24 protein-coding genes, 1 tRNA gene and 1 riboswitch are annotated in these 23,198 nt (G+C 69.1%); of the genes, 11 read left to right on the top strand and 14 right to left on the bottom strand.

Annotated elements, in window-relative coordinates; genetic code table 11:
* Positions 1-7: 7 nt before the first annotated feature.
* Positions 8-667, bottom strand: coding sequence for an ATP-binding protein (locus ACIRQP_RS12380; protein ID WP_403887482.1), 660 nt, complete (start codon positions 665-667; stop codon positions 8-10).
* Between the two features lie 171 nt (positions 668-838).
* On the opposite strand from ACIRQP_RS12380, the gene ACIRQP_RS12375 reads away from it, so the two are divergent.
* The 4 genes from ACIRQP_RS12375 (at position 839) to ACIRQP_RS12360 (ending at position 3,585) form a co-directional block, all read left to right on the top strand.
* Positions 839-1,687 (top strand): helix-turn-helix domain-containing protein, encoded by an 849-nt coding sequence (locus ACIRQP_RS12375; protein ID WP_403887479.1) that lies wholly within the window; start codon positions 839-841, stop codon positions 1,685-1,687.
* Positions 1,684-1,902, top strand: coding sequence for a DUF397 domain-containing protein (locus ACIRQP_RS12370; RefSeq protein WP_403887476.1), 219 nt, complete (start codon positions 1,684-1,686; stop codon positions 1,900-1,902). Before ACIRQP_RS12375 ends, ACIRQP_RS12370 begins: the two co-directional genes overlap by 4 nt.
* A 289-nt stretch (positions 1,903-2,191) precedes the next feature.
* Positions 2,192-3,094, top strand: a complete 903-nt coding sequence (locus tag ACIRQP_RS12365; protein WP_403887473.1) for a hypothetical protein — start codon at positions 2,192-2,194, stop codon at positions 3,092-3,094.
* A 161-nt stretch (positions 3,095-3,255) separates the two neighbouring features.
* Complete coding sequence (locus tag ACIRQP_RS12360) at positions 3,256-3,585, top strand: hypothetical protein (protein ID WP_403887471.1); 330 nt, start codon at positions 3,256-3,258, stop codon at positions 3,583-3,585.
* Positions 3,586-3,760: 175 nt separating this feature from the next.
* On the opposite strand, the gene ACIRQP_RS12355 is transcribed toward ACIRQP_RS12360, so the two are convergent.
* Positions 3,761-5,275, bottom strand: a complete 1,515-nt coding sequence (locus tag ACIRQP_RS12355) for a DUF445 domain-containing protein (protein ID WP_403887469.1) — start codon at positions 5,273-5,275, stop codon at positions 3,761-3,763.
* A 278-nt stretch (positions 5,276-5,553) separates the two neighbouring features.
* Between ACIRQP_RS12355 and ACIRQP_RS12350 the strand changes: the two genes are divergently transcribed.
* Entirely contained in the window at positions 5,554-6,888 is a 1,335-nt protein-coding gene (locus ACIRQP_RS12350; protein WP_403887466.1) for an SGNH/GDSL hydrolase family protein, read from the top strand.
* A 134-nt stretch (positions 6,889-7,022) separates the two neighbouring features.
* On the opposite strand, the gene ACIRQP_RS12345 is transcribed toward ACIRQP_RS12350, so the two are convergent.
* The 4 genes from ACIRQP_RS12345 to ACIRQP_RS12330 all read right to left on the bottom strand — a co-directional run bounded on the left by ACIRQP_RS12345 (position 7,023) and on the right by ACIRQP_RS12330 (position 10,634).
* Complete coding sequence (locus tag ACIRQP_RS12345; protein ID WP_403887464.1) at positions 7,023-7,769, bottom strand: DUF1707 domain-containing protein; 747 nt, start codon at positions 7,767-7,769, stop codon at positions 7,023-7,025.
* Between the two features lie 31 nt (positions 7,770-7,800).
* Complete coding sequence (locus ACIRQP_RS12340; RefSeq protein ID WP_403887461.1) at positions 7,801-8,802, bottom strand: ATP-binding cassette domain-containing protein; 1,002 nt, start codon at positions 8,800-8,802, stop codon at positions 7,801-7,803.
* A 118-nt stretch (positions 8,803-8,920) separates the two neighbouring features.
* Positions 8,921-9,841 carry an ABC transporter permease gene (locus ACIRQP_RS12335; RefSeq protein ID WP_403887458.1) on the bottom strand — a complete coding sequence of 307 codons (921 nt, stop codon included), beginning with the start codon at positions 9,839-9,841 and terminating at the stop codon, positions 8,921-8,923.
* Positions 9,834-10,634, bottom strand: coding sequence for an ABC transporter permease (locus ACIRQP_RS12330; RefSeq protein ID WP_403887907.1), 801 nt, complete (start codon positions 10,632-10,634; stop codon positions 9,834-9,836). Before ACIRQP_RS12330 ends, ACIRQP_RS12335 begins: the two co-directional genes overlap by 8 nt.
* Positions 10,635-10,906: 272 nt before the next feature.
* On the opposite strand from ACIRQP_RS12330, the gene ACIRQP_RS12325 reads away from it, so the two are divergent.
* Positions 10,907-13,336, top strand: a complete 2,430-nt coding sequence (locus ACIRQP_RS12325; protein ID WP_403887455.1) for a transglycosylase domain-containing protein — start codon at positions 10,907-10,909, stop codon at positions 13,334-13,336.
* 24 nt (positions 13,337-13,360) lie between these two features.
* Here ACIRQP_RS12325 and ACIRQP_RS12320 read toward each other — a convergent pair whose 3' ends face one another.
* From ACIRQP_RS12320 to ACIRQP_RS12310, 3 genes are all read right to left on the bottom strand, one after another.
* On the bottom strand, positions 13,361-13,681 hold the full coding sequence (locus ACIRQP_RS12320; protein ID WP_403887453.1) for a DMT family transporter: 321 nt from the start codon (positions 13,679-13,681) through the stop codon (positions 13,361-13,363).
* Positions 13,682-13,715: 34 nt separating this feature from the next.
* A riboswitch (guanidine-III (ykkC-III) riboswitch) is annotated at positions 13,716-13,777 on the bottom strand.
* Positions 13,778-13,844: 67 nt separating this feature from the next.
* The gene (locus ACIRQP_RS12315) at positions 13,845-14,147 is read right to left on the bottom strand and encodes a co-chaperone GroES (protein ID WP_051746386.1); all 303 of its coding nucleotides are present in this window, start codon (positions 14,145-14,147) and stop codon (positions 13,845-13,847) included.
* Positions 14,148-14,241: 94 nt separating this feature from the next.
* The gene (locus tag ACIRQP_RS12310) at positions 14,242-14,562 is read right to left on the bottom strand and encodes a DUF3618 domain-containing protein (RefSeq protein WP_403887450.1); all 321 of its coding nucleotides are present in this window, start codon (positions 14,560-14,562) and stop codon (positions 14,242-14,244) included.
* A 137-nt stretch (positions 14,563-14,699) separates the two neighbouring features.
* Between ACIRQP_RS12310 and bcp the strand changes: the two genes are divergently transcribed.
* From bcp to ACIRQP_RS12295, 3 genes are all read left to right on the top strand, one after another.
* Positions 14,700-15,167 (top strand): thioredoxin-dependent thiol peroxidase, encoded by a 468-nt coding sequence (gene bcp / locus ACIRQP_RS12305; protein ID WP_403887447.1) that lies wholly within the window; start codon positions 14,700-14,702, stop codon positions 15,165-15,167.
* A 123-nt stretch (positions 15,168-15,290) separates the two neighbouring features.
* Positions 15,291-16,787, top strand: a complete 1,497-nt coding sequence (gene proP, locus ACIRQP_RS12300) for a glycine betaine/L-proline transporter ProP (protein WP_403887444.1) — start codon at positions 15,291-15,293, stop codon at positions 16,785-16,787.
* Positions 16,788-16,857: 70 nt separating this feature from the next.
* Positions 16,858-16,941, top strand: a tRNA-Leu gene (locus ACIRQP_RS12295).
* 59 nt (positions 16,942-17,000) lie between these two features.
* Here ACIRQP_RS12295 and rdgB read toward each other — a convergent pair.
* The 4 genes from rdgB to ACIRQP_RS12275 all read right to left on the bottom strand — a co-directional run bounded on the left by rdgB (position 17,001) and on the right by ACIRQP_RS12275 (position 19,292).
* Positions 17,001-17,603 carry an RdgB/HAM1 family non-canonical purine NTP pyrophosphatase gene (rdgB, locus tag ACIRQP_RS12290; protein ID WP_403887441.1) on the bottom strand — a complete coding sequence of 201 codons (603 nt, stop codon included), beginning with the start codon at positions 17,601-17,603 and terminating at the stop codon, positions 17,001-17,003.
* Between the two features lie 51 nt (positions 17,604-17,654).
* Positions 17,655-18,053, bottom strand: coding sequence for a hypothetical protein (locus ACIRQP_RS12285; RefSeq protein WP_403887438.1), 399 nt, complete (start codon positions 18,051-18,053; stop codon positions 17,655-17,657).
* Between the two features lie 150 nt (positions 18,054-18,203).
* Positions 18,204-18,935 (bottom strand): ribonuclease PH, encoded by a 732-nt coding sequence (gene rph / locus ACIRQP_RS12280; protein ID WP_403887434.1) that lies wholly within the window; start codon positions 18,933-18,935, stop codon positions 18,204-18,206.
* Positions 18,936-19,022: 87 nt separating this feature from the next.
* Entirely contained in the window at positions 19,023-19,292 is a 270-nt protein-coding gene (locus tag ACIRQP_RS12275; protein WP_403887431.1) for a glucose PTS transporter subunit EIIB, read from the bottom strand.
* Positions 19,293-19,492: 200 nt separating this feature from the next.
* Between ACIRQP_RS12275 and ACIRQP_RS12270 the strand changes: the two genes are divergently transcribed.
* Positions 19,493-20,776 (top strand): PTS transporter subunit EIIC, encoded by a 1,284-nt coding sequence (locus ACIRQP_RS12270; RefSeq protein WP_403887428.1) that lies wholly within the window; start codon positions 19,493-19,495, stop codon positions 20,774-20,776.
* Positions 20,777-20,919: 143 nt separating this feature from the next.
* The gene (locus ACIRQP_RS12265) at positions 20,920-22,203 is read left to right on the top strand and encodes a PTS transporter subunit EIIC (RefSeq protein ID WP_403887425.1); all 1,284 of its coding nucleotides are present in this window, start codon (positions 20,920-20,922) and stop codon (positions 22,201-22,203) included.
* An 80-nt stretch (positions 22,204-22,283) separates the two neighbouring features.
* On the opposite strand, the gene ACIRQP_RS12260 is transcribed toward ACIRQP_RS12265, so the two are convergent.
* On the bottom strand, positions 22,284-23,036 hold the full coding sequence (locus ACIRQP_RS12260) for an MBL fold metallo-hydrolase (protein ID WP_403887422.1): 753 nt from the start codon (positions 23,034-23,036) through the stop codon (positions 22,284-22,286).
* Positions 23,037-23,198: the final 162 nt, after the last annotated feature.

Here is a 23,198-nt window from a genome sequence, read left to right as displayed (position 1 = left end):
ATTCGACTCAGCTCGCCGCGTCCAACTCCGCCTCGAAGTGCGTCTGGGCGCGGTCCAGCGCCTCGTCCGGGTCGCAGCCGTGGGCGCGGAGCCAATGGAGGAGGTCGGTGATCACGTCGATCGTCACCTCCTCCGCCACCGCTACCGAGAGCGGGCTGTTCGCCTCGGCGTCCAAGGGGCGTCTTGCGACGTAGGACGCCAGCAGCGCTTCGCTTCTATCCACGCGTGGGCCTCCCGCATGGCCAAACGGGGAGGTCAGGGTCGTGGCGAGTTCGCACCATACGACCTTCACGTCCGGGAGGAGCGCAACTCCCCATCGGTCCGCCAGTTCGTCCACCAGCAGCATGCCGCGTCCCGATTCCGCGTCGTCAGGAGGAGCGAGCACGGTGGGGAGGGCACGGGTGTCCGGGTCGCGGATTTCAATGCGGACGTGGGTGCCTTGTATCGAGACCGCCAGCGTTGTCGGCGTCCCCTCGCCCACGTGCCGAATGACGTTGGTGACCATCTCACTGACGCAGACCTGAGCCGGGACGATGACTTCCGGCAACCCCCAGAACCCCATGTACATGTGGAGCACCCGACGCAGGCCAGCAACCTCTCTCGGTTCTGCCAGGAAGGGAACCTCCCAAGGCTTTCTCTGCATGCAGCCGTGATGGTCAGTGGACATGAGCCTCACCCTCCGCCGCTCTGTATACGCACAGTTATGTATTACGCGGAAATGGTGACATCTACACGTCCCGCCATGCAATGTGCATAGGAGGATTCCCTCCAACGAGTGATTGGCGCATCACTCCCTTTCGGATGGGATGGAACCTCCCCCGTCTCATGAGGAGTTGAAATGGCCGGATCACCTACTGCACGACGTCGTCGGCTGGCGATCGAGCTGAAGAAGTTGCGTGACGAGAACGCGCTGACCTGCAATCAAGTCGGCAAGGCGCTCGACTGGAGCGGCTCCAAAGTCAACCGACTCGAGACGGGGCAGGGGCGGGTGCAGCCATCGGATGTCGATGCCTTGTGCCGGTTCTACGGCACGTCGGACGAGCTGCGTGAGCTGCTGAAGTCTCTCGCCAAGCAGTCGAAGATCAAGGGTTGGTGGCATGCACACGGCGACGCCGTTCCCGCCTGGTTCTCTGTATACGTAGGGCTCGAACAGGCTGCCGCCAATCTGCGCACGTTCCAGACAGAGATCATTCCTGGGCTCCTACAGACGGCCGAGTACGCGACCGAGTTGACCCGTGTCGCTCCCGATCAGGCCCCTGGCGACATCCAGCGTCTCGTGGACGTGCGCATGCGACGCCAGGAACTTCTCTCCTCGGTGAGTCCGCCCGAGTTTTGGGCCGTGGTGCACCAGAGCGCCCTCATGCACGTGGTCGGCAACCGGAAGGTGATGGTTGGGCAGCTCAAGCATGTGCTGGACATGGCGAAGTTGCGGAATGTGACGGTACAAGTCCTGCCGCACGACGCCGGCGCATACCCGATCACCGGCGCCTTCACCATGCTGAGTTTTCCGGAGCAGGAGGATCCTGACATGGTGTACCGGGAAGGCCTGACGGACTCGGTCTATCTCGAACTCCCAACGGAAGTAAGCCTTTACACCAAAGCCTTTGATCACCTCAGAGCGCTCGCCTTGAGCCCCCAGAGATCAGCGACGCTGATCCATTCAGTCATGGAGGACCACTCCCGATGACCCTGCATCGCTCCGCCTCCCTGTGGCGCAAGAGCAGCTACAGCAACAGCACTGGTGGTGAGTGCATAGAGGTGGCCTGTCTCGGCGTGGCCACTGTCGGTGTCCGCGACTCGAAGATGCCTCAGGGCCCTCACGTAGTCGTGCAGCTCGGTGCGTGGGATCTGTTCGTCAGCGCCCTGCGTGCACCCAGTACGCGCCGGCGGCTCGGGGCGTGAGCTTCGAGTCTCGGAGGGTGTTCCTGTGACTCACCGAGCCGGGGGCTTGGGGGTGGAGTGTGGGCCCGGGGCTCAAGTCTCGCGCTTCGAGCCTTGTTTGTAAGGATCGGTTGGTTCTTCTTTCCCACCCACCCTCCCTACCCCGGAGGTTGACCTCCCGCGATCGGCTTGCCACTCAGGGTCACCACGGTTTAGCGTGCCAACAGACGCAGTAGACAAAACAGCCTCCGCCTGGTGTTCGCAGCACCGGACGGAGGCCTGACCAACAAGATCGAAACGAGCGATCCCCATGGCTGACAGGCAGTTTAGTGATGCGCCGCGCCGCGCGCACACCGCTCCCCATCCGATGGCCAATCCCGGTTACGGCAAGCGTTCGGCAGTCGGTCAACCGGCCCCTACCGCAGACGACTTCGTGCTCCTTCCGGACCGCGAGGCGGCCGTTGCCTCGTTCATCGACCGGTTGCCGGACGGCGCGGACGTTTCCGTGAAGGCCCTGGCCAAGGTGATGGAGTACGGCCAGTGCGCCTTGCGTACCGCCCTGAATTTCCTTCAGCGGGCCGGGTATCTCTTCCGGAAGCGTGAGTTCCTCGTGGGGCCGGCCGGTGCCCGATGGGTCACTCGTACGTGGTTCTCCCGGGCGGCCCGGGACGACGCCTCGTGGGCTGCGTACGCCTCCGGTGGCGAGGTGCCGGGCCATGTGTCGCAAGCCGATACAGCCCCAGCCCCGGCTCCCCCGGCCGCGAGCCGTCCGGCGAGGCTGCCGGATCGCTCGCGGGCCTATGCCGTGCTCGCCTCCGTCGGCCGCAGGAACCCCGCCGTGTCGCTGTCCGCCGCCGACTGCGCGGCCCTGGAGTCCCTGGCCGCCGAGTGGTTCGTACGGGGAGCTACCGAGGAGGACGTCTTACGCGCCCTCACCGACGGGCTTCCCTTGCCGGTTCATCATCCGGCCGGACTCGTCCGCGCGCGGCTCGCGGCCAAGCTGCCGCCCGTGCCCCTGTCTTCGGCACGGCCGTCGGGGCCGGTCGTTGAGTGCGCGACGTGCCGTGCGCCCGGTCGTCCCGAAGCCCTTCGTGACGGGGAGTGCGGCTCCTGCCGGGGTGAGCCCGCGCCCGTACGCCATCCCGCCGCGCTGCCACCAGACCGGGTGCGGGCACTCGCCGCCGAAGCCCGCAGCGCCGCCTCCACCTTGTAGGCGTGGATGCCGCGTCAACGCGAGGCCGGAGCGGTCAGCCGGCACGCCGTGGGACTCCCCGTACACGCCGCCCGGTACACACCCCTGGTGTTGTCCTACGTCTCGGTACGCTCAACAGCGTCCGGACGACACGACGGACATGACGGCGAAAGGTGGCAGCCATGGCGACAGCGGCAGCGAGTGCGACAGCGAGGATTCCGGCGGCGGCCGTGGCGGCGGGTGGGCTCGTCGGCGGTTACGGGGTCGCCCGGTTGACGAAGAAGCGGCCGCTCGGCGGGGTCGCCCTCGCCGCCGCCGGCACCGTGGCGGCGCGGCAGTGGCATCGGACCGGCGGGACCAAGGCGGCGATCGGGCTGAGCGCCGCGTATGTCGCCGCCTTCGCCGGGTCGCATCCCCTCGCCAAGAAGATCGGCGCCTGGCCCGCCGTCTTCACCGTCGCGGGTGGCGTCGCCGTCGCGTCCTGGGCCGTCACCCGCCGCGCGGGTGGGTGAGCGAGCTGCTGCGCGGGTGGGTGGCCGGCTGACTGACTGACTGGGTAGGTGAGGAAGGCACTTCCCGGTTCCGTTGAACGGTCCCGTCCCACCCTCCGTACTCAAGAACAACTCCCCCATGGTGGCTGGGCGCGTGAACGGACGACAGGGTCCCGGTCACGCGCCCAGCGCTTCGTCACGCGCCCAGCAAGTGGGACACCGTATAGATGAGCAGGCCCGCCAGCGCACCCACCACCGTGCCGTTGATCCGGATGAACTGGAGGTCGCGGCCGATATGCGCCTCGATCTTCTTGGAGGTGTCGGCGGCGTCCCAGCTCGCGACCGTGTCCGAGATCAGGGAGGTGATCTCACCGCGGTACGTGGTGACGACATACGCCGCCGCGTCCTCGATCCACCCGTCCAGCTTCCCCTGGAGCCGGGCGTCCGTCGCCAGCCGCGAGCCCAGGGAGAGCAGCGAGGCGCGCGCCCGCAGGCGCAGTTCGCTCCGGTCGTCCTCCGCGGCCGACATGATCATGGCCCGTACGGAGGCCCAGGCCGAGGCGATGATGTCCTGCACCTCGGGGCGCGCCAGCAGCTCCGACTTCAGCCGCTCGACCCGGGCCCGGGTGTCCGTGTCCGACTGGAGGTCCGCTGCGAAGTCCCGCAGGAAGCGGTCGATGGCGCCGCGCGCCGGGTGGGCCGGCATGTCGCGCATCTCGGTGATGAAGCGCAGCAGTTCCTTGTAGACGCGGTCGCCGATCCTGCGGTCCACGAAGCGCGGCGTCCAGCCCGGCGCCCCGCCCTGGACCGCGTCCATGACCGAGTCCCCGTGCTCCACCAGCCAGTCGTGCGCGCGGGCGCAGATCAGATCGACCGCGCGGTGGTGGGCGCCGTCGGCGACGACCGTGTCCAGGGTCTTGCCGAGCCCCGGCGCGATCTCGACCGCGTCCGCGCGCCGGGTGATCGCCTCGCCGACGACCGCTTGTACGTCCGAGTCCCGTAGGACGGTCAGCGCGCCGCGCAGCGCCGTGGACAGCTCGGCGGTGACCCGGTCGGCGTGGTCCGGTTCCGCGAGCCAGGCACCGAGCCTGCGGCCGATGCCGAGAGCGCTCAGCCGGTTCCGTACGACCTCGGCCGAGAGGAAGTTCTCCCCGACGAACGCGCCGAGCGAGGCGCCCAGCTGGTCCTTCTTGTTCGGGATGATCGCGGTGTGCCGGATGGGCAGACCGAGCGGATGCCGGAACAGCGCCGTCACCGCGAACCAGTCGGCCAGCGCGCCCACCATGCCCGCCTCGGCCGCCGCGGCGACGAAGCCGGCCCAGCCGCCCAGGCCGGAGTTCTTCGCCCACGTGGCCAGCACATAGACGAGGGCCACCAGCAGCAGCAGACCGGTGGCGGTGGTCTTCATCCGGCGGACGCCGCGCAGCTTCTCCTCGTCGGCGGCCGTGTACGTGAAGGCGGGGAGCGCCGAACGCTTTCCGGTCCCGGACGGCCGAGGCGCGCCGGGCACACCGGACCGGCCGGGCGCACCGGGCACACCGGACCGGCCGGGCGCACCGGGCGCACCGGGCGCACCGGAACCGCCCGACGCCCCTGATCCCCCCGGTGCGCCGGACCCGACGGGAAGGCCCGCGTTACCGCCGATGCCCCCGCCGCTGCTCCCGCTGCCCTCGCCGCCCTCCACCGCTCTCTCCGGATCTGTACGTTCCATCCGCTCCACCCGATCCACCCGTCCGCGTAAGCGCCATGCTCATCGCACTCTGCTCAACGCTCCATGCTCCCGTTCTCGTGCCCGGCACACCGCCGCACCGCCGCACCGCCGCATTGCCGCACCACCGGGCTGCCGCATCACCGCACCGCCCCTACCGCATTGTCCCTGCCCGAGGTACTCCCAGGGCGCACGCCGAGTTCCCGCGCGATGTCGGATGATGTGTTCCGTACGTAGTTCTGTACGGGGTGATGAGGGAGACACGGGGGGACTCGGGGGCTATGACCAGACATCGCGGATTTGCCCTGCTCGGGGCGCTGGTCGCGGTGGTGGCGCTGGTGTGTGGCGTCATCATCACCGGGTACGGGCTGCTGGACAGCGGCGGCTCGCGCGCGGACGCGGGCGGCTCCGGGGGCCCCTCCGAGGACTCCGGTACCCGCGGCCGCACCCCTGTGGGTACGGCCGCGCCCGCCTCCGCCGACAACTGGACCGGTACCTGGGCCGCCGCTCCGTCGGGCGCCGAGCCGGGGTCACCGGTCGGCCATCCCGGGCGTTCCATCCGTAACGTCGTGCACACCAGCATCGGCGGCACCAGCGTCCGGATCACCCTCTCCAACCTCTACAGCCCCACCCCGCTGCTGATAGGCGGTGCCTCGGTCGCGGTCGGCCAGGGCGGGGGCGGTCCCGAGGCGGTCGCCGGGACCATGCGGCAGCTGACCTTCGGCCGCCGGCCGGCCGTGACCGTTCCGCCCCACGGGCAGCTCGTCAGCGATCCCGTGGCGCTGCGGGTCCCGTACGCCGGCGATCTGCTGGTCACGCTCCACACCCCGCGCGCCGGCGGGCCCGTCACGTACCACCGGCACGCGCTCCAGACCTCGTATCTCGCCGACGGCGACCGTACGCGGGACCTCGGCGCGGGGGCGTACACCCCCTCGCGCAGGGTCTGGCGCTATCTCACCGCCGTCGATGTCCTCAACCGCGAGGCGCCGGGCGCGGTCGTCGCCTTCGGTGACTCGATCACCGACGGGGTCGGCTCCGGCTACGACGCGAACCGCCGCTGGCCCGATGCGCTCGCCGCGCGCCTGCGCGACCGGCACATCGGCGTACTCAATGAGGGCATCGGCGGAAACCGGGTCCTGAGTGACGCGTCGGCACTGCGTAACGGCGCGAGCGGGCTCGACCGCTTCCAGCGTGACGTTCTCGACCGGGCGGGTGCCAAGGTCGTCGTCATCGACCTCGGCATCAACGACATCCTGCGGGGCCGCGAGACCGACCCGGCCAGGATCACCGCCGGGCTGCGCGAACTCGCCCAGCGGGCGAGGGCACGCGGGCTGCGCGTGATCGGGTCGACGCTGACGCCGTTCGGCGCGCACCGCTGGCACAACGCCACCACCGAGTCCGTACGCGACCGGGTCAACGAGGAGATCCGCGCGGGCCGGGTCTTCGACGAGGTCGTGGACTTCGACAAGGCGGTACGCGATCCGTACGCGCCCGACCGGATCAGGCCGGTGTACGACTCGGGCGACGGGCTGCACCCGAGCGAGGCCGGATACCGGGTGATGGCCCGTTACCTGAGCCCCCGGCTACTGGCAGAGCGGGCCCCGGCCCTGCTGTGAGCGTGAGGCCGTGGCGGCGGTGACGGCCGCCGCGGTCAGTCCAGGACCGTCAGTCCAGAACGGTCCGGAGCCGTCAGTCCAGAACGGTCCGGGGCGTCCCGGAACGTCGGTCCAAGGCCGTCGGTCCAGGGCCGTCAGTCCAGTTCCTTGCGGTCCGCCTTCTTCTCCAGTTTCTGACGCCTGCGCTCCTCCTTGAGCCGGCGCTTCTCCGACTCCCGCACCTTGCGCTCCACCCCGACCCCGCCCATCAGCGCGAAGCCCGTGACGATCACCCGAGGCGACCCCGGGCTCGCCTCGCCCTCGCCCGTCTCGCCGAAGCCGCCCATCAGCCCGAAGCCTCTGACCTCGACGTCCAGGTCCGGCGGTACGGTGACATGCACCCCGCCCATGATCGTGACGCAGCGGATCACCACATCGCGGTCCTCGAACCGCGCCTCGCGCAGATCGATCTCACCGCCCGCCATCAAGACGACGGCCGTGAACTTGCGGCCCACCGTCCACGTCCCCTTACGGCCGAAGCCGCCCCAGAACGCGAAGGCACCCTTCGAGGTGGCCGGCTCCCGGCCGATCCGGCTCCGCCACTTGCTCACATCTCCCGTGCCACCCGGGCCGCTCGCACCGCGCGCGGCGACGGACGTATCGGATGCGAGCGCCACGTCCGTCGTCGTCCCCGGCGCGGGGAGGTCCCGTACCAGCGGGGCCAACTCGCCATGGGTGCGGGCCTTGAAGGCCGCCTCCAGGCGCTCGTCGAACTCCTCCATATCGAGCCGGCCCTCGGTCATGGCCTCGCGCAGCCGCTCCGCGACCCGCTCCCGTTCGGCGTCGGAGGCGCGCGTATCGGGGCCTGGGTAGGGCGGCGGGTCAGGCCGGTCACTCGTCATGCGAGCAGACTAGTCAACGGTGCGGCTCACGTCACACAGCTGATCGATCGGCATACATCTTGGCGATGACCGCCTCGATGTCCGGCTCCCGCACCGACAGATCCACCAGCGGATACTCCGCGGCGATCCGCGCGACGAGCGGCGCCGCGGACTCGGCGGCGGGGAAGGCCAGCCACTGCCGCGGCCCGTCCACCCGCACCACCCGCGCCCCGGGCACCTCGATCGGCGGAAGCTCACGCTCCAGGTCGACGACGAGCGTCCGCTCGCTCTCCCCCGCCTCGTGCAGTCCGGCCAGCCCGCCGTCGTAGAGCAGCCGGCCGTGGTCGATGACCATCACCCGCTTGCAGAGCTGCTCGATATCGGTCAGATCGTGGGTGGTCAGCAGCACGGTGGTACCGCGTTCCGCGTTCAGATCCCGCAGGAACTCCCTGACCTTGGCCTTGGAGATCACATCGAGACCGATCGTCGGCTCGTCCAGATACAGGACCTCCGGGTCGTGCAGCAGCGCCGCCGCGACATCGCCGCGCATCCGCTGGCCGAGCGAGAGCTGCCGTACGGGTACGTCCAGCAGCTCGGCCAGATCGAGGAGTTCGACGCAGCGCTCCAGATTGACCCGGAACCGCGCGTCCGGCACCCGGTACATCCGGTGCATCAGCCGGTACGAGTCGATCAGCGGCAGATCCCACCACAGCGTGGTCCGCTGCCCGAAGACCACGCCGATGCGCTGCGCCAGCCTCGTACGCTCCCGCGACGGATCGATGCCCGCGACCCGCAGCCGGCCGCCGCTCGGCGTCAGAATGCCCGTCAGCATCTTGATGGTGGTGGACTTGCCCGCGCCGTTCGGGCCGATGTAGCCGACCATCTCGCCGCGCGGCACGCGGAAGCTGATGCCGTCGACCGCCCGCACCTGATGCTTCTCGCGGCGCAGCAGACCGGCCTTGCGGCGTACGTCGAAGACCTTCTCGACGCCGTCCAGTTCGATGAAGCCCGTGCCGTCGGTACCACCAGTACCACCGGTGCCATCCGTACTCATGAACGCTCCGCCCCGACTCTCTCTGTACGACCTGTACGCCCCATACGACCTGCACGACTCGCACAACCTGCACGACTCGTACGATCCGCACGATCTGCAGGCCTGCTGCCCACTCCGACTAGCTCCCCGTACTCCGGTACGCCCGCAGCCCCGCCCGCCACGCCACCCCCGCCAGCGCACAGCACACCACCGCCACCAGCGGCGGCAGGAACGCGGCCAGATCCGGCAGCCCCAACGGGTCCTCCCTGCCCAGGACATACAGCGCCGGGATCCAGTTGACGAAGGCCAGCGGCACCACGAACGTCACCCCGCGCACCAGATCCTTCGCGAAGACCGTCGGCGGGTACTGCAACAGCGTCGTCCCGCCGTAGGTGAACGAGTTCTGCACCTCGGAGGCGTCCTGCGCCCAGAACTGGAAGGCTGCGCCCGCCACGAACACCGCCGCGAAGATCGCCGCCCCGCTCAGCACCATCAGCGGAAGCATCAGCGCCCGCGTCACCGTCCAGTCGATGTCGAGCGTCAGCAGCGCATAGCCCAGCACCAGCAGCCCCTGGGCGACCCGGCCGAGGCGGCGCAGCGCGAACCGGTCGGCCGCCACCTGCGCCAGTACGGGCACGGGCCGCAGCAGCAGCGTGTCGAGCGTGCCGTCCCGCACCCTGCGCCCCAGCCGGTCCATGGAGCCGAGTGCCAGATCGGAGAGGCCGAAGGCCGTGGCGGACGTCCCGTACAGGAAGGCCACCTCGGGCAGCGAGTAGCCGCCCAGCGCGTCCACATGGGCGAACATCAGCAGGATCGCGACGAAGTCGAAGGCGGTGGCCGCGAAGTTCCCGAACGCCGTCATCACGAAGGACGCGCGGTACGCCATCGTGGACCGCATCCACATCGCCACGATCAGTCCGTACGCCCGCAGCCCGTCGCGCAGGGCGGCCCGCCGCGACAGCCGCGGAATCCACGCCTCCACGGGCGCGTCCGCAGACACTCCCGCGGACGCGCCCGCGCCCGCCACCACCGTCCCGCTCGCGGCGATCTCGTCAGCCACCCTGGACCACCACCCTCCGTGTCGCGACGGTCTGGAGCAGCCGCCCCGTCGCCAGCAGGGCCAGCGCCCAGCCGGCCTGGAACGCGTACGCCCCGGCCAGGTCCCACCCGGTGTGCTTGCCGAGGAGGACATCCGCCGGGACCTGGAGCAGCGACGACCAGGGCAGCGCCCGCGCCACCTCCCCCAGCACCCCCGGGAAGAGATTCAGCGGCAGCAGCAGCCCGGAGAAGAACATCCCCGCCAGCATCGCCATCTGCGCCGCGCCCGCACCGTCCATCAGCCAGAACGCGGAGAGCGCGACCAGGAAGCGGATCGCGAAACTGACGACCACCCCGAGCACCACGGCGAACAGGAACGCCAGCCAGGTCAGCGGATCCACCGGCAGCGCCAGTTCGAAGGCGAACCCGCCGAGCACCATCGGTACGATCCCGCGCCCCAGCAGATGGAACGCCGCCCGGCCCAGATCCCCGGCCATCCACCACAGCTGGAGATCGGCCGGCCGGTAGAGGTCGACGGCGATGTCCCCCGTGCGGATTCGCTCGATCAGTTCGTCTTCGAAACCGCCGCCCATCATGGCGCAGGTCATCAACAGCGCCTGGCCGAGCCACACATACGTGACGGCCTGGGAGAGGTCGTAGCCACCGAGGTGAGGCCGCTCGTCCCAGAGGGCTGTATAGGTGTACGCCATGATGAAGCCGAAGACGGTGTTGGTGAACACACCCGCGAAGGTGGCCACCCGGTACGTCGCATAGCGGCGGAACCCACCTGCGGCCACTACTGCGTACAGCCGCACTACAGCCCCCTCCCCCATGCCATTTCCCTCACCCCATCAGCGCGTCGTCGGCCTCCTGGCACCAAAGCGAACGACCCTAGCCCACGGGACCGGCCCACCGCGACCGGTTATCCGGCTGTCGTTACTCCCTCGTTCTGTCCGCGTTTCATAGGAGTAGGCAGCGTTTCCCGGAAATGCGCATCGTTTCCTGGGATTGCACCGCGAATCGCCTGATACGACACCTTTACGCCGGTAAGTGAACCGCCGGCCACGGCCGAGGAGTCACCACTGATATGAGCGACGAGCCACAGAAGTACGGTTGGGCCCCCCGGGACCCCTCGGCCCCCCGCACCGCCCCGGGCAGGCCACCTGGCCAGGCCGGGCGTCCCTCGCCCCCACGCACCGGTCGGCGCAGAGCCCTCCCGACCTGGCGCACACTGTTCGGCGGGCTCCTGATCTTCGCGCTCGTCGTCATGGGCGGCTTCGTAGTGGGCTACAAGCTGGTCACCATCCCGCCCGCCAACGCCGCCGCCACCGCCCAGTCCAATGTGTACCTGTACGCGGACGGCACCCACCTCGCCCGCGACGGCGAGGTCAACCGCGAGAACGTCAGGCTCACGCAGGTGCCCAAACACCTGCGGCTGGCCGTACTGGCAGCCGAGGACCGCGGCTTCTACAACGAGCCCGCCGTCGACCCGCAGGGCATGGTCCGCGCCGCCTGGAACACCCTCAGCGGCAAGGGCACCCAGGGCGGCTCCACCATCACCCAGCAGTACGTCAAGAACTACTACCTCGGCCAGGAACAGACGATCATCCGCAAGGCCAAGGAATTCTTCATCGCGATCAAGCTCAACCGCGAGGCGACCAAGGCGCAGATCCTCCGGGGCTATCTCAACACCAGCTACTTCGGCCGCAACGCGTACGGCGTCCAGGCAGCCGCGCAGGCGTACTACGGCAAGGACGTGGAGGACATCAACACGGCGGAGAGCGCCTATCTGGCCTCCCTGCTCAACGCCCCCAGCGAGTTCGACATCGTCGTCCACCCCGAGAACAAGCCGGCCGCCCTCGCCCGCTGGAACTACGTCCTCGACGGCATGGTCAAGGAGGACTGGCTCAGCCCCAAAAAACGCCACGCGATGAAGTTCCCGATGCCCGGCCAGATCAGACACTCCAGCAGCGGGCTCGTCGGGCAGCGCGGCTATATCGTCCAGGCCGTCGAGGACCATCTCACCACCAACAACATCATCGACGAGAAGACCCTGGCCGCCGGCGGCTACCGGATCACCACCACGCTCGACCGCAAGAAGCAGGACGCCTTCACCGACACCGTCAACAAGCAGGTCACCTCGCAGCTCAAAGCCGACCGCAAGCCCGACCGCAACGTCCGTGTCGGCGGTGCCTCCATCGACCCGCGGACCGGCAAGGTCGTCGCCATGTACGGCGGTGTCGACTACACCAAGCAGTACGTCAACAACGCGACCCGCCGTGACTACCAGGTCGGCTCGACCTTCAAGCCGTTCGTCTTCGCCGCCGCCGTCGAGAACGGCTCCGAGACCCAGTACGGCGAACCGATCACCCCGTACACCGTCTACGACGGCGACAACGAGCACATGGTCGAGGGCCCCGACGGCCCCACCGGCTACGACCCGGCGAATGAGGACGACATCGACTACGGGCCCATCTCCGTGCGGAAGGCCACCGGCTACTCCGTCAACGCCGTCTACGCGCAGATGGCCCAGGACGTCGGTCCCGCCATGGTCAGGAAGACCGCCGTCGCCCTCGGTCTCCCCGGGAACACCCCCGACCTGACCGCGACGCCCTCCATCGCACTCGGCCCGGCCACCGCCTCCGTACTGGACATGGCGAAGGCGTACGCGACCCTCGCGAACCACGGCAAACGCAGCATGTACACGCTGGTCGACAAGATCACCAAGAACGGTGCGGACGTCACCCTGCCCAAGCGCGACTTCCGGCAGGTCATCAGCCGCCACGCCGCCGACACCACCACCTCCATGCTGCGGGGCGTCGTCGACGAGGGCACCGGCACCGCCGCCCAGTCCGCGGACCGCCCCGCCGCGGGCAAGACCGGCACGGCGGAGGAGGACAAGGCCGCCTGGTTCGCCGGCTTCACGCCGGAGCTGGCGACGGTCGTCGCGGTCATGGGCGCCGACCCGGTGACCGCCGCGCAGCGGCCGCTGTACGGAGCCCTCGGCCAGAAGCGCGTCAACGGCGGCGGCGTACCGACCGAGATCTGGGGCGGGTACACGGCCGCCGCTCTCCGCAACAGCGAACCCCGGGGCTTCGATCTGCGGCTGGGGGACAGCTCCGATGAGGAGTCGTCCACCGACGAGGAGCAGGCGGGCCCGCCCGGCACGCCGAACGGGCCACACCGGCCCGGCGCCAAGGACGCGGCACAGGAGCAGGACGAGGGCGGGACGCACGGTCAGCCCGAGGACCGACCGGGTGCGGGCGACGCGAAAGGCGGCCCGGCCCATGACCGGACGCAAGGGTCCGGTCACGGCGGGAGCCAGAGACAGTCGGCGGGACAGACGGCCGGCCGGCCGCCGGGACAGTCCGACGACGGCGCGGCCGAAGGTGCCGGCGCCGGTGGAAGGACGGCCACCGGCGGTGCGGGCGGCGGGGGCGGCGGAACGGGAGACGCGGACGGCGATCCGGGCGCCCGCACCTCCCTGTTCGACAGCTTCACCAAGCCCGGCCCCTGACAACGGGCTGCCCGGCAGCCGGTTTCAGTGGCCCGACGTCGCCTTCAGCCCCACCACGGCGACCAGCAGCAGACAGACGAAGAAGATCCGGGCGGCGGTCGCCGGCTCCCCGAGCACCACCATGCCGAGCACCGCCGCACCGGCCGCGCCGATACCGACCCACACGCCGTACGCCGTACCGATCGGCAGCGTCTTCGCCGCCCGCGACAGCAACAGCATGCTCGCGACGATCCCGGCGCCCGTGAACACGCTCGGCCACAGCCGGGTGAACCCCTCGGTGTACTTCATCCCGATCGACCAGCCGACCTCGAGCAGACCGGCGACGATCAACAGAACCCAGGCCATGACGGCACCTCCGGCACGAAAGACACGGACAACAGGTGCGTCGTCTTTCGTTTGGCCCGGTACGGCGCGTCTCGTCGGGGTCCCTCCAAGGTAGCAAAGCGGTGGAGACCCCTGCCGCGGACGACTGCTGTGGACGACTGCAGTGGACGGCTGGCGCGGAGGGCTACAGATAGAGCCCGGTGGAGTCCTCGGAGCCCTCGAACCGGTCCGCCGCGACGGCGTGCAGATCACGCTCGCGCATCAGTACGTACGCCACCCCGCGCACCTCGACCTCGGCGCGGTCCTCGGGGTCGTACAGCACCCGGTCCCCCGGCGTCACCGTCCGTACGTTCTGCCCCACGGCCACCACCTCGGCCCAGGCCAGCCGCCGGCCGACCTCCGCCGTCGCGGGGATGAGGATGCCGCCGGACGAACGCCGCTCGCCCTCCGGGATGTCCGTCCTGACCAGCACGCGGTCATGGAGCATCCGGATGGGCAGTTTGTCGTGTTGGTCGTGGGTGTTCTCGCTCACGACCCCGAACCTACCTGCCCGCGCCGCCGGCGCACGCCACAGGGGCGGATCAAAGCCTGCGGCGCCTCGTCGACACCACCAGCAGCCCCACGATCCCGACCGCCACCAGCGCCACCGGCACCAGCCGCTCCAGCCTCGGCGCGCCGTCGTCCTTGACGAATGGCGCCCGTACCCCCGCCAGCGTCCTGTTCACGGCCACGAACGCGCGCCCGGCCGTCTGGTCCACCGTGGAGACCACCCTGGCCTTGGCGTCGCCGACGATCGTCTTCGGGTGCACCCGCACCCCGATCTCGTCGAGCGTCTCGGCGAGCTGCCCGCGCCTGCGGACGATGTCCGCCTCGATCTGCGCCGGGGTCCTGGAATCCGACACCGCGCTGCCTCCGTCGTCGTGTCCGGTAGTCCTTCGCGGACAGTCTGTCAGCTTCGCCGTCACCGCACCCGGCGGCACCCCCGATTACGCTCGGCGGCGTACAGCACGACGTCCACCCCGCTCCACCGAGGAGAACCATGAGCGAGCGCCTCCAGCCCGGCGACACCGCCCCCGCCTTCACCCTGACCGACGCCGACGGCAACGACGTATCGCTCGCCGACCACAAGGGGCGCAAGGTCATCGTCTACTTCTACCCGGCGGCGCTCACCCCCGGCTGCACCAAGCAGGCGTGCGACTTCACGGACAACCTCGACCTGCTGGCCGGCGCGGGCTACGACGTCATCGGCGTGTCCCCCGACAAGCCGGAGAAGCTCGCGAAGTTCCGCGACAAGGAGAACCTCGAGGTCACTCTGGTCGGCGACCCCTCCAAGGCCGTCCTGGAGACGTACGGGGCCTTCGGCGAGAAGAAGATGTACGGCAAGACCGTGACCGGCGTGATCCGCTCGACGATCATCGTGGACGAGGACGGCAAGGTCGAGCAGGCCCTCTACAACGTGCGGGCCACCGGCCATGTGGCGAAGATCATCAAGGATCTCGGCATCTGAGGATCCCGGCATCCGACAGTTCGCCGTGACCGAGGTCCCGCTTCGGTGGGACCTCGGTTCGCGATCGCCACGACCGCGCAGAAGGTTCCCTTGGACTGACTCACCCGAGGAAAGGACCACGCCATGGCCGGCCAGGAGCACGATCGGACGGCCGACCCCGCCGCGGTCAAGCGCCACCCGGCCCTCTTCCGCACCATCAGGCAGCGCAAGAATCCCAAGCTGCGGCGGTCCGACATCACCATCACCGACGAGGCGGCGGTCAAGCGCGCGGTGAAGGCGGCCTCTCTGGGCAACGCCATGGAGTGGTTCGACTTCGGCATCTACAGCTATCTCGCCGTCACCCTCGGGCATGTCTTCTTCCCGTCGGGGAACTCCACGGTCGAGCTGCTGTCCTCCTTCGCGACCTTCGCCGTGGCCTTTCTCGTACGGCCACTCGGCGGCCTGTTCTTCGGCCCGATGGGTGACAGGATCGGCCGGAAAAAGGTGCTCGCGCTGACCATGATCATGATGGCGATCGGCACCTTCGCCATCGGGCTGATCCCGTCGTACGACTCGATCGGGTTCTGGGCCCCGGTCCTGCTGATCTTCTTCCGGCTGGTCCAGGGCTTCTCCACCGGCGGCGAGTACGGCGGCGCGTCCACGTTCATCGCGGAGTACGCCCCCGACAAGCGCCGGGGATTCTTCGGCAGCTTCCTGGAGTTCGGCACCCTCGCCGGATACATCGGCGCCGCGGGTCTGGTCACCGCGCTGACCGCGGCGCTCGGCCCCGACAGTATGGAGGCCTGGGGCTGGCGCGTCCCGTTCCTGGTGGCGGGGCCGCTGGGGCTGGTCGGCCTGTATCTGCGGCTGCGGCTCGACGAGACGCCCGCGTTCCGGAAACTGGAGTCGGACACCGCGCGCGCCTCCGAGGCGGCGGACTCGGTGGAGATCACCACGAAGGAGGACCTGACCAAGATCTTCCGGCAGTACTGGCCCTCACTGATCCTGTGCGTCGCGCTGGTCGGCGCGTACAACGTCACGGACTACATGCTGCTGTCGTACATGCCGACGTATCTCTCCGACGAGCTGGGCTACAGCGAGACACACGGACTGCTCATCCTGCTGGCCGTGATGGCCTTCCTGCTGCTGATCATCAATCAGGTCGGCAGGCTCAACGACCGCTTCGGCCGCAAGCCGCTGCTGATGGCGGGCATGCTCGGCTTCTTCTTCCTCTCGCTGCCCGCGTTCCTCCTGATCGGGCAGGGCGGCATCCCGGCGATCACGGCGGGCGTCCTGATGCTGGGGCTGTCCCTGGTCTGCCTTCTGGGCACCATGTCGGCCGCGCTCCCCGCGCTGTTCCCGACGGAGGTCAGGTACGGCTCGCTCTCGGTGGGCTACAACCTCTCCGCGTCCCTCTTCGGCGGCACGACCCCTCTGGTGATCACCGGCCTGATCGGTCTGACCGGCAACACCCTGATGCCCGCGTACTACTCGATGGCGGCGGCGCTGGTGGGCGTGATCGCGGTGGCCCGCATGAAGGAAACCGCCCAGCGCCCGCTGGACGGCTCGCCGCCGTCGGTCGCGACCAAGGCGGAAGCGGTGGCACTGGTGGAGTCGCAGTCCCCGGAGCCCAGGTTCTGACGCCCTGCCATCGACATGACTTTCTGACGCGGGGTTCGTTAGTCTGCCCGGTACGATGGCACGCGGCCCGGCGGCGGTGGCGCAGTGGCGACGCAGCAGACTTAGGATCTGTGGCCCCTGATAGGGCTTGAGGGTTCGAATCCCTTCCGCCGCACACTAACGGCCTGCGAATCGAAAGATTGATGCGCAGGCCGTTTTTCGTGCTCCAGTGCGTCAGCCCAGGAGCTCCCGTACGACGGGGACCAGCGCGCGGAACGCCTTGCCCCGGTGGCTGATCGCGTTCTTCTCCGCCGGGGACAGCTCCGCGCAGGTGCGGGTTTCGCCGGACGGCTGGAGGATCGGGTCGTAGCCGAAGCCGCCCGTGCCGGACGGGGACTCTCGGAGGGTGCCCAGGAGGCGGCCTTCGACCACGCGTTCCGTACCGTCCGGGAGGGCCAGGGCCGCGGCGCAGGCGAAGTGGGCGGCGCGGTGGCGTGGGGCGATGTCGGAGAGCTGCGCCAGGAGCAGGTTCAGGTTGGCGGTGTCGTCGCCGTGGGTGCCGGCCCAGCGGGCGGAGAAGATGCCGGGGGCGCCGCCGAGGACGTCGACGCACAGGCCGGAGTCGTCGGCCACGGCGGGGAGGCCGGTGGCGTCGGCGAGGGCGTGGGCCTTGAGGAGCGCGTTCTCGGCGAAGGTGACGCCGGTCTCCTTGACGTCGGGGATGTCGGGGTAGGCGTCCGCGCCGACGAGGTCGTGAGGCAGACCTGCGTCGGCGAGGATGGCCTGGAGTTCGGTGAGCTTCCCGGCGTTACGGGTGGCGAGGATCAGGCGGGTCATGCCCCCCAGTATCGGACCGGGGCGTCTGACCGGGCCCGTAGGGGCCCCCGGTCAGGGGGTGCAGATCTTGCCGATTTCGGACGCGGCGTCGGTGAGGGGCGTGAGGTCGGGGGCGTTGTCGCCGTTCTTGACGGACGTACGGACGTTGTCGACGCCCTTGCCCAGGTTGTCGACCGCCTTGCCGAGGTCCGCGTTGTCGGTCTGGTCGGCGAGGCTGTCGAGCTTGTTGTCGATCTCGTTGAGCGTCTCGTCGATCTGGAGCGGGTTGTCCCCGGCGTTGGAGACGGCCTGCTGGAGGTCGTTGACGCTGCCCGCGATGGCGTCGGCGGTCTTGACGCAGTCCAGCGCCTTGTCGAGGGCGCCGCAGCCTGCGGTCAGGGGCAGGGCGAGTATGGCGGTGGCGGCGAGTGCCAGGGTGATGCGGCGTCGGCGTTTCGGCGCGGCGGACATGGCGCGGTTCCTCCCCGAGATGTGGACGGGCGCACGGTTCGGTCCGTGCGCCCGTGCGGGTGGAGACGCTCCGGGGGTCTTCTTGGTTGCTTCTTTACCCAGGGGGCCCGGCCTGAGGTCCTGACCATGGGGCCCGATGAGAGGTCCGGCTCAGAGGGTCTGGTCGAGCGCCGTGTGCTGGAGCGCGGCGAGGTCGGCGCAGCCGCCGGTGGCGAGGTCGAGGAGCGCGTTCAGTTCCTTGCGGTCGAAGGGCTCGGCCTCGGCGGTGCCCTGGACCTCGACGAAGCGGCCGTCGCCGGTGCAGACGACGTTCATGTCGGTCTCGGCACGGACGTCTTCCTCGTAGCAGAGGTCGAGGAGGGGGGTGCCGTCGACGATGCCGACGCTGACGGCGGCGACGGTGCCGGTCAGCGGCCGACGGCCGGCCTTGACGATCTTCTTGCCCTGCGCCCAGGCGACGGCGTCGGCGAGGGCGACATAGGCGCCGGTGATGGCGGCGGTGCGGGTGCCGCCGTCCGCCTGGAGGACATCGCAGTCGAGGACGATGGTGTTCTCGCCGAGCGCCTTGTAGTCGATGACGGCGCGCAGGGACCGGCCGATGAGGCGGCTGATCTCGTGGGTACGGCCGCCGATCTTGCCGCGTACGGATTCACGGTCGCCGCGGGTGTTGGTCGAACGCGGCAGCATCGAGTATTCGGCGGTGACCCAGCCTTCGCCGCTGCCCTTGCGCCAGCGGGGGACGCCTTCGGTGACGGAGGCGGTGCAGAAGACCTTGGTGTCACCGAAGGAGATGAGGACGGAGCCCTCGGCGTGCTTGCTCCATCCGCGTTCGATGGTGACGGGACGGAGCTGTTCGGGGGTTCGGCCGTCGATACGAGACATGGGCTTGAGCCTATAGGGACCTGCGCGAAGGGCCTGTTCCGGTGGTCCGGATCAGGCCCTCGGGTGGTTCTCGTGGCTGTCAGCGCTTCACATCATGTCTTCGATCTCACTGGCGATGGGGTCGGCGTCGGTGCCGATGACGACCTGGATCGCGGTGCCGATCTTCACGACACCGTGGGCACCCGCGGCCTTCAGGGCGGTCTCGTCGACGAGGTCCGGGTCGACGACCTCGGTGCGCAGGCGGGTGATGCAGCCCTCGACCTCTTCGATGTTGTCGAGTCCGCCGAGCCCGGCGACGATCTTCTCAGCCTTGGTGGCCATGTCTTTCTCCCTGACTGTCGAACTGACTGTCGACAAGCGCTGTACCGGCCCGGTCTGGGCCTGTTCCGCCTGTTCCTTCTGGACCGTTCGCCAAGGTAACGCACGGTTGGACCATCTTCACGGGCGCGCGTTCACCACGTACCCAATGATGACGATCAACGGCGCCCCGCCCGCGACCGGCCCCCGGGAGCCTATCGCAACTGGTCTACACCAGTCGGGAACGACGGGAGAGCGCGATGAGCTCCGACAGCGCGGCAGCGCCGCGGCGGAGGCCGGCGAGGCCGGTGAAGAGCTGGTGGAACGGACTGTTCCGGGGGCTTCAGAAAATCGGCCGCAGCCTCCAGCTCCCGGTGGCCGTACTGCCCGCGGCGGGACTGCTGGTCAGCCTCGGGAACCTTTTCGCCGCTTACCTGCACGGTCCGTTCTGGGACAAGACGGCGAAGGTGCTCAGCCTCGGCGGCGGCGCCATTCTGGACGGCGCGTTCGGGCTGCCGCTGCTCTTCTGCATCGGGGTCGCGATCGGCTTCGCCAAGAAGGCGGACGGCTCCACCGCGCTCGCGGCGGTCGCCGGCTTCCTCGTCTACCACGGCGTACTGGCCGCCTTTCCGGTCGCCGGTTCGGTGACGAAGGCGACGCCCGACGGCACCCCGCAGAACCCCGGTGTGCTCGGCGGCATTCTGATCGGGCTGCTCACGGCGGTCGTCTGGCAGCGGTTCCACCGTACGAAACTGGTCGACTGGCTCGGCTTCTTCAACGGCCGCCGCCTGGTCCCGATCCTGATGGCCTTCATCTGCGCCCTCCTCGGCGTGGCCTTCGGGCTGCTGTGGCAGCCGGTCGGGGACGCGCTGACCGCGTTCGCCAAACAGCTGATCGATCTGGGCGCGTGGGGTGCGGGCATCTTCGGGGTCGCCAACCGGCTGCTCATCCCCATCGGCCTGCATCAGTTCCTGAACACCTTCTTCTGGTTCCAGGCCGGTGAGTACACCAAGCCGGACGGCACCGTCGTGACGGGCGACCTGACCCGGTTCTTCGCCGGGGACCCCTCGGCGGGCCAGTTCATGTCCGGGTTCTTCCCGATCATGATGTTCGGCCTGCCGGCCGCCGCCCTCGCCATCGCGCACAGCGCGCGCCCCGAGCACCGCAAGAGGGTGACGGGCCTGATGGCCTCCGTCGCGCTGACCTCGTTCGTCACGGGCGTGACCGAGCCGCTGGAGTTCTCCTTCATGTTCGCGGCGCCCCTGCTGTACGGCGCTCACGCGCTGCTGACCGGGGCCTCGATGGCGATCACCTGGGCGCTGGGCGTGCACGCGGGCTTCAGCTTCTCGGCCGGTTTGATCGACTACGTGGTCAACTGGCACCTCGACACCAAGCCCTGGCTGATCATTCCGATCGGACTCTGCTTCGCGGTCGTGTACTACGTGGTGTTCCGTGTCGCGATCAGGGCGTTCGACTTCCCGACCCCGGGGCGTGAACCCGAGGAGCTGGAAGAGGCCGTCGAAAAGCAGAACACCCAGCCGTAGACAAGTCCGACGGCGGCGTGACTATGGCCCAGGCCACAGATTTCGCAGGTTCCTTATATGAATCACACCGTGCTACAACTGGTCTACACCACTGATGGTGTAGACCACGCGGTCGCGTGCCGCGTTCCCCCTGGAGGAAGTTGATGTCCACGGCCAGCGCCACCGCTTCGGCGGACAAGAAGCCATCGGCGGGCAAGAGCAAGGGCAGCGGCGCGATGGCCGTGATGCAACGCATCGGCCGAAGCCTGATGCTCCCTGTCGCCGTCCTGCCCGCCGGCGCCCTGCTGGTGCGCCTCGGCAATACCGACATGCTCGGCCGTGACTCGTTCCCGGCGTTCATCACCAAGATCGCCTCGTTCATGGCCGCGGGCGGCAACGCCATCCTGGACAACATGCCGCTGCTGTTCGCCGTCGGCATCGCGATCGGCTTCGCCAAGAAGGCGGACGGCTCCACCGCGCTCGCCGCCGTCACCGGCTACCTGGTCTTCAAGAACGTGCTGGCCACCTTCACCGACTCGAATCTGCCCAAGGTCGCGTCGGTGGTCGACGGCAAAATAGTCATGAACAGCGCCCCTGTTGACGCGAAAGTCCTCGGCGGTGTCGTCATGGGCGTCGTGGTCGCGCTGCTCTACCAGAAGTTCTACCGGACGAAGCTGCCGGACTGGGCGGGCTTCTTCGGCGGCCGACGCCTCGTACCGATCCTCTCCGCCTTCGCGGGCCTGGTCATCGGCATCGTCTTCGGCTACGTCTGGCCGGTCCTGGGCGCGGGTCTGCACAACTTCGGTGAGTGGCTGGTCGGTTCCGGCGCCGTGGGCGCGGGCATCTTCGGTGTCGCCAACCGCGCGCTGATTCCCGTGGGCATGCACCACCTGCTGAACTCGTTCCCGTGGTTCCAGGCCGGCACGTTCGAGGGCAAGAGCGGCGACATCAACCGCTTCCTGGCGGGCGACCCGACGGCCGGACAGTTCATGACCGGCTTCTTCCCGATCATGATGTTCGCCCTCCCTGCCGCCTGTCTGGCGATCGTCCACTGCGCCCGTCCCGAGCGCCGCAAGGTCGTCGGCGGCATGATGCTGTCGCTCGCGCTCACCGCGTTCGTCACGGGCGTGACGGAGCCGATCGAGTTCACCTTCATGTTCATCGCCCCGGCGCTGTACGCGGTGCACGCCGTGCTGACCGGTGTCTCCATGGCGCTGACCTGGGCCCTCGGCATGAAGGACGGCTTCGGCTTCTCGGCCGGCGCGGTGGACTTCACCCTCAACCTGGGCATCGCGACCAACCCATGGGGGCTGGCGCTGGTCGGCCTCTGCTTCGCGGCGCTCTACTACGTGATCTTCCGTTTCGCGATCACCAAGTTCAATATCCCGACACCTGGCCGCGAGAGCGACGAGGAACTCGCCGAGTTGCAGAAGGCGGAGGCGAAGTAGCCTCTCCGCACGCTCCGTGGGCCCGGCCGTTGTCAGGAACGGCCGGGCCCACGGCTGTGCGCGGTCCGGCTGCCGACCGGTCAGATCTCGTACACCGTGCCGGGAACGGCCAGCTCCGCCGGGCCCGCGTACACATCACGCGCGTCGGCCAGGTTCCGCTCGGCGTCCGTCCAGGGCGGGATATGCGTGAGCACCAGCCTGCGCGCCCGCGCCCGCGCGGCATGGGCGCCGGCCTCACGGCCATTCAGATGGAGCCCGACGACATCCTCCTTGCCGTGCGTGAAGGCCGCCTCGCAGAGGAACAGATCCGTGTCCTCGGCCAGTTCCACCAGCGGCTCGCAGATACCGGTGTCCCCTGAGTACGTGAGCGACCGGCCGCCGTGCTCGACCCGGATACCGAAGGTGTCGACGGGGTGCGCGACCTTCTCCGTCCGTACCGAGAAGGGGCCGATGTCGAAGGAGCCCGGCTTGAGCGTGTGGAAGTCGAAGACCTCGCTCATGGACTTGTCCGAGGGGGTGTCGGCGTACGCCGTGGTAAGACGCTGCTCGGTGCCCTCGGGGCCGTAGACGGGGATGGCGTCGCAGCGGCCACCGTCGAACCGGTAGTAACGGGCCACGAAGTAGCCGCACATGTCGATGCAGTGGTCGGCGTGGAGATGGCTGAGAAAAATGGCGTCGAGGTCATAGAGACCAACATGGCGCTGCAGCTCGCCAAGGGCGCCGTTACCCATGTCGAGGAGCAGCCGGAAGCCGTCGGCCTCTACGAGGTAGCTGGAGCAGGCCGATCCCGCGGAGGGGAACGAACCCGAACAGCCGACGACGGTGAGCTTCATGGAGCGGGAACCTCCGTGGCATGGAAGGGGGGCGACGGGGGTCGTGCGGTTCGTCGAGCGTAAGGCGCGAAAGGGTGGGTCGCTCCTCCACAGTGGGCCGTTGTGGGGGAACTCACCTGGCCTGTCACCGGTTCGGATGGGGTTCGCCGTCCGGCGGGGGTG

It is taken from the genome of Streptomyces sp. NPDC102274 (assembly GCF_044766385.1).
Lineage (GTDB): Bacteria > Actinomycetota > Actinomycetes > Streptomycetales > Streptomycetaceae > Streptomyces.
This window is presented reverse-complemented; position numbering and strand designations above follow the sequence as displayed.

Excerpts from the sequence above, each read along its gene's own strand:
- ACIRQP_RS12375 (WP_403887479.1), top strand. The coding sequence starts at position 839 with ATGGCCGGATCACCTACTGCACGACGTCGTCGGCTGGCGATCGAGCTG.
- rph (WP_403887434.1), bottom strand. The coding sequence starts at position 18,935 with ATGTCTCGTATCGACGGCCGAACCCCCGAACAGCTCCGTCCCGTCACC.
- ACIRQP_RS12370 (WP_403887476.1), top strand. The coding sequence starts at position 1,684 with ATGACCCTGCATCGCTCCGCCTCCCTGTGGCGCAAGAGCAGCTACAGC.
- ACIRQP_RS12345 (WP_403887464.1), bottom strand. The coding sequence starts at position 7,769 with ATGACGAGTGACCGGCCTGACCCGCCGCCCTACCCAGGCCCCGATACG.
- ACIRQP_RS12380 (WP_403887482.1), bottom strand. The coding sequence starts at position 667 with ATGTCCACTGACCATCACGGCTGCATGCAGAGAAAGCCTTGGGAGGTT.
- ACIRQP_RS12260 (WP_403887422.1), bottom strand. The coding sequence starts at position 23,036 with ATGAAGCTCACCGTCGTCGGCTGTTCGGGTTCGTTCCCCTCCGCGGGA.
- ACIRQP_RS12340 (WP_403887461.1), bottom strand. The coding sequence starts at position 8,802 with ATGAGTACGGATGGCACCGGTGGTACTGGTGGTACCGACGGCACGGGC.
- ACIRQP_RS12265 (WP_403887425.1), top strand. The coding sequence starts at position 20,920 with ATGTCCACGGCCAGCGCCACCGCTTCGGCGGACAAGAAGCCATCGGCG.
- rdgB (WP_403887441.1), bottom strand. The coding sequence starts at position 17,603 with ATGACCCGCCTGATCCTCGCCACCCGTAACGCCGGGAAGCTCACCGAA.
- proP (WP_403887444.1), top strand. The coding sequence starts at position 15,291 with ATGGCCGGCCAGGAGCACGATCGGACGGCCGACCCCGCCGCGGTCAAG.
- ACIRQP_RS12355 (WP_403887469.1), bottom strand. The coding sequence starts at position 5,275 with ATGGAACGTACAGATCCGGAGAGAGCGGTGGAGGGCGGCGAGGGCAGC.
- bcp (WP_403887447.1), top strand. The coding sequence starts at position 14,700 with ATGAGCGAGCGCCTCCAGCCCGGCGACACCGCCCCCGCCTTCACCCTG.
- ACIRQP_RS12285 (WP_403887438.1), bottom strand. The coding sequence starts at position 18,053 with ATGTCCGCCGCGCCGAAACGCCGACGCCGCATCACCCTGGCACTCGCC.
- ACIRQP_RS12325 (WP_403887455.1), top strand. The coding sequence starts at position 10,907 with ATGAGCGACGAGCCACAGAAGTACGGTTGGGCCCCCCGGGACCCCTCG.
- ACIRQP_RS12365 (WP_403887473.1), top strand. The coding sequence starts at position 2,192 with ATGGCTGACAGGCAGTTTAGTGATGCGCCGCGCCGCGCGCACACCGCT.
- ACIRQP_RS12315 (WP_051746386.1), bottom strand. The coding sequence starts at position 14,147 with ATGCTCCATGACCGCGTGCTGGTCAGGACGGACATCCCGGAGGGCGAG.
- ACIRQP_RS12270 (WP_403887428.1), top strand. The coding sequence starts at position 19,493 with ATGAGCTCCGACAGCGCGGCAGCGCCGCGGCGGAGGCCGGCGAGGCCG.
- ACIRQP_RS12350 (WP_403887466.1), top strand. The coding sequence starts at position 5,554 with ATGACCAGACATCGCGGATTTGCCCTGCTCGGGGCGCTGGTCGCGGTG.
- ACIRQP_RS12360 (WP_403887471.1), top strand. The coding sequence starts at position 3,256 with ATGGCGACAGCGGCAGCGAGTGCGACAGCGAGGATTCCGGCGGCGGCC.
- ACIRQP_RS12320 (WP_403887453.1), bottom strand. The coding sequence starts at position 13,681 with ATGGCCTGGGTTCTGTTGATCGTCGCCGGTCTGCTCGAGGTCGGCTGG.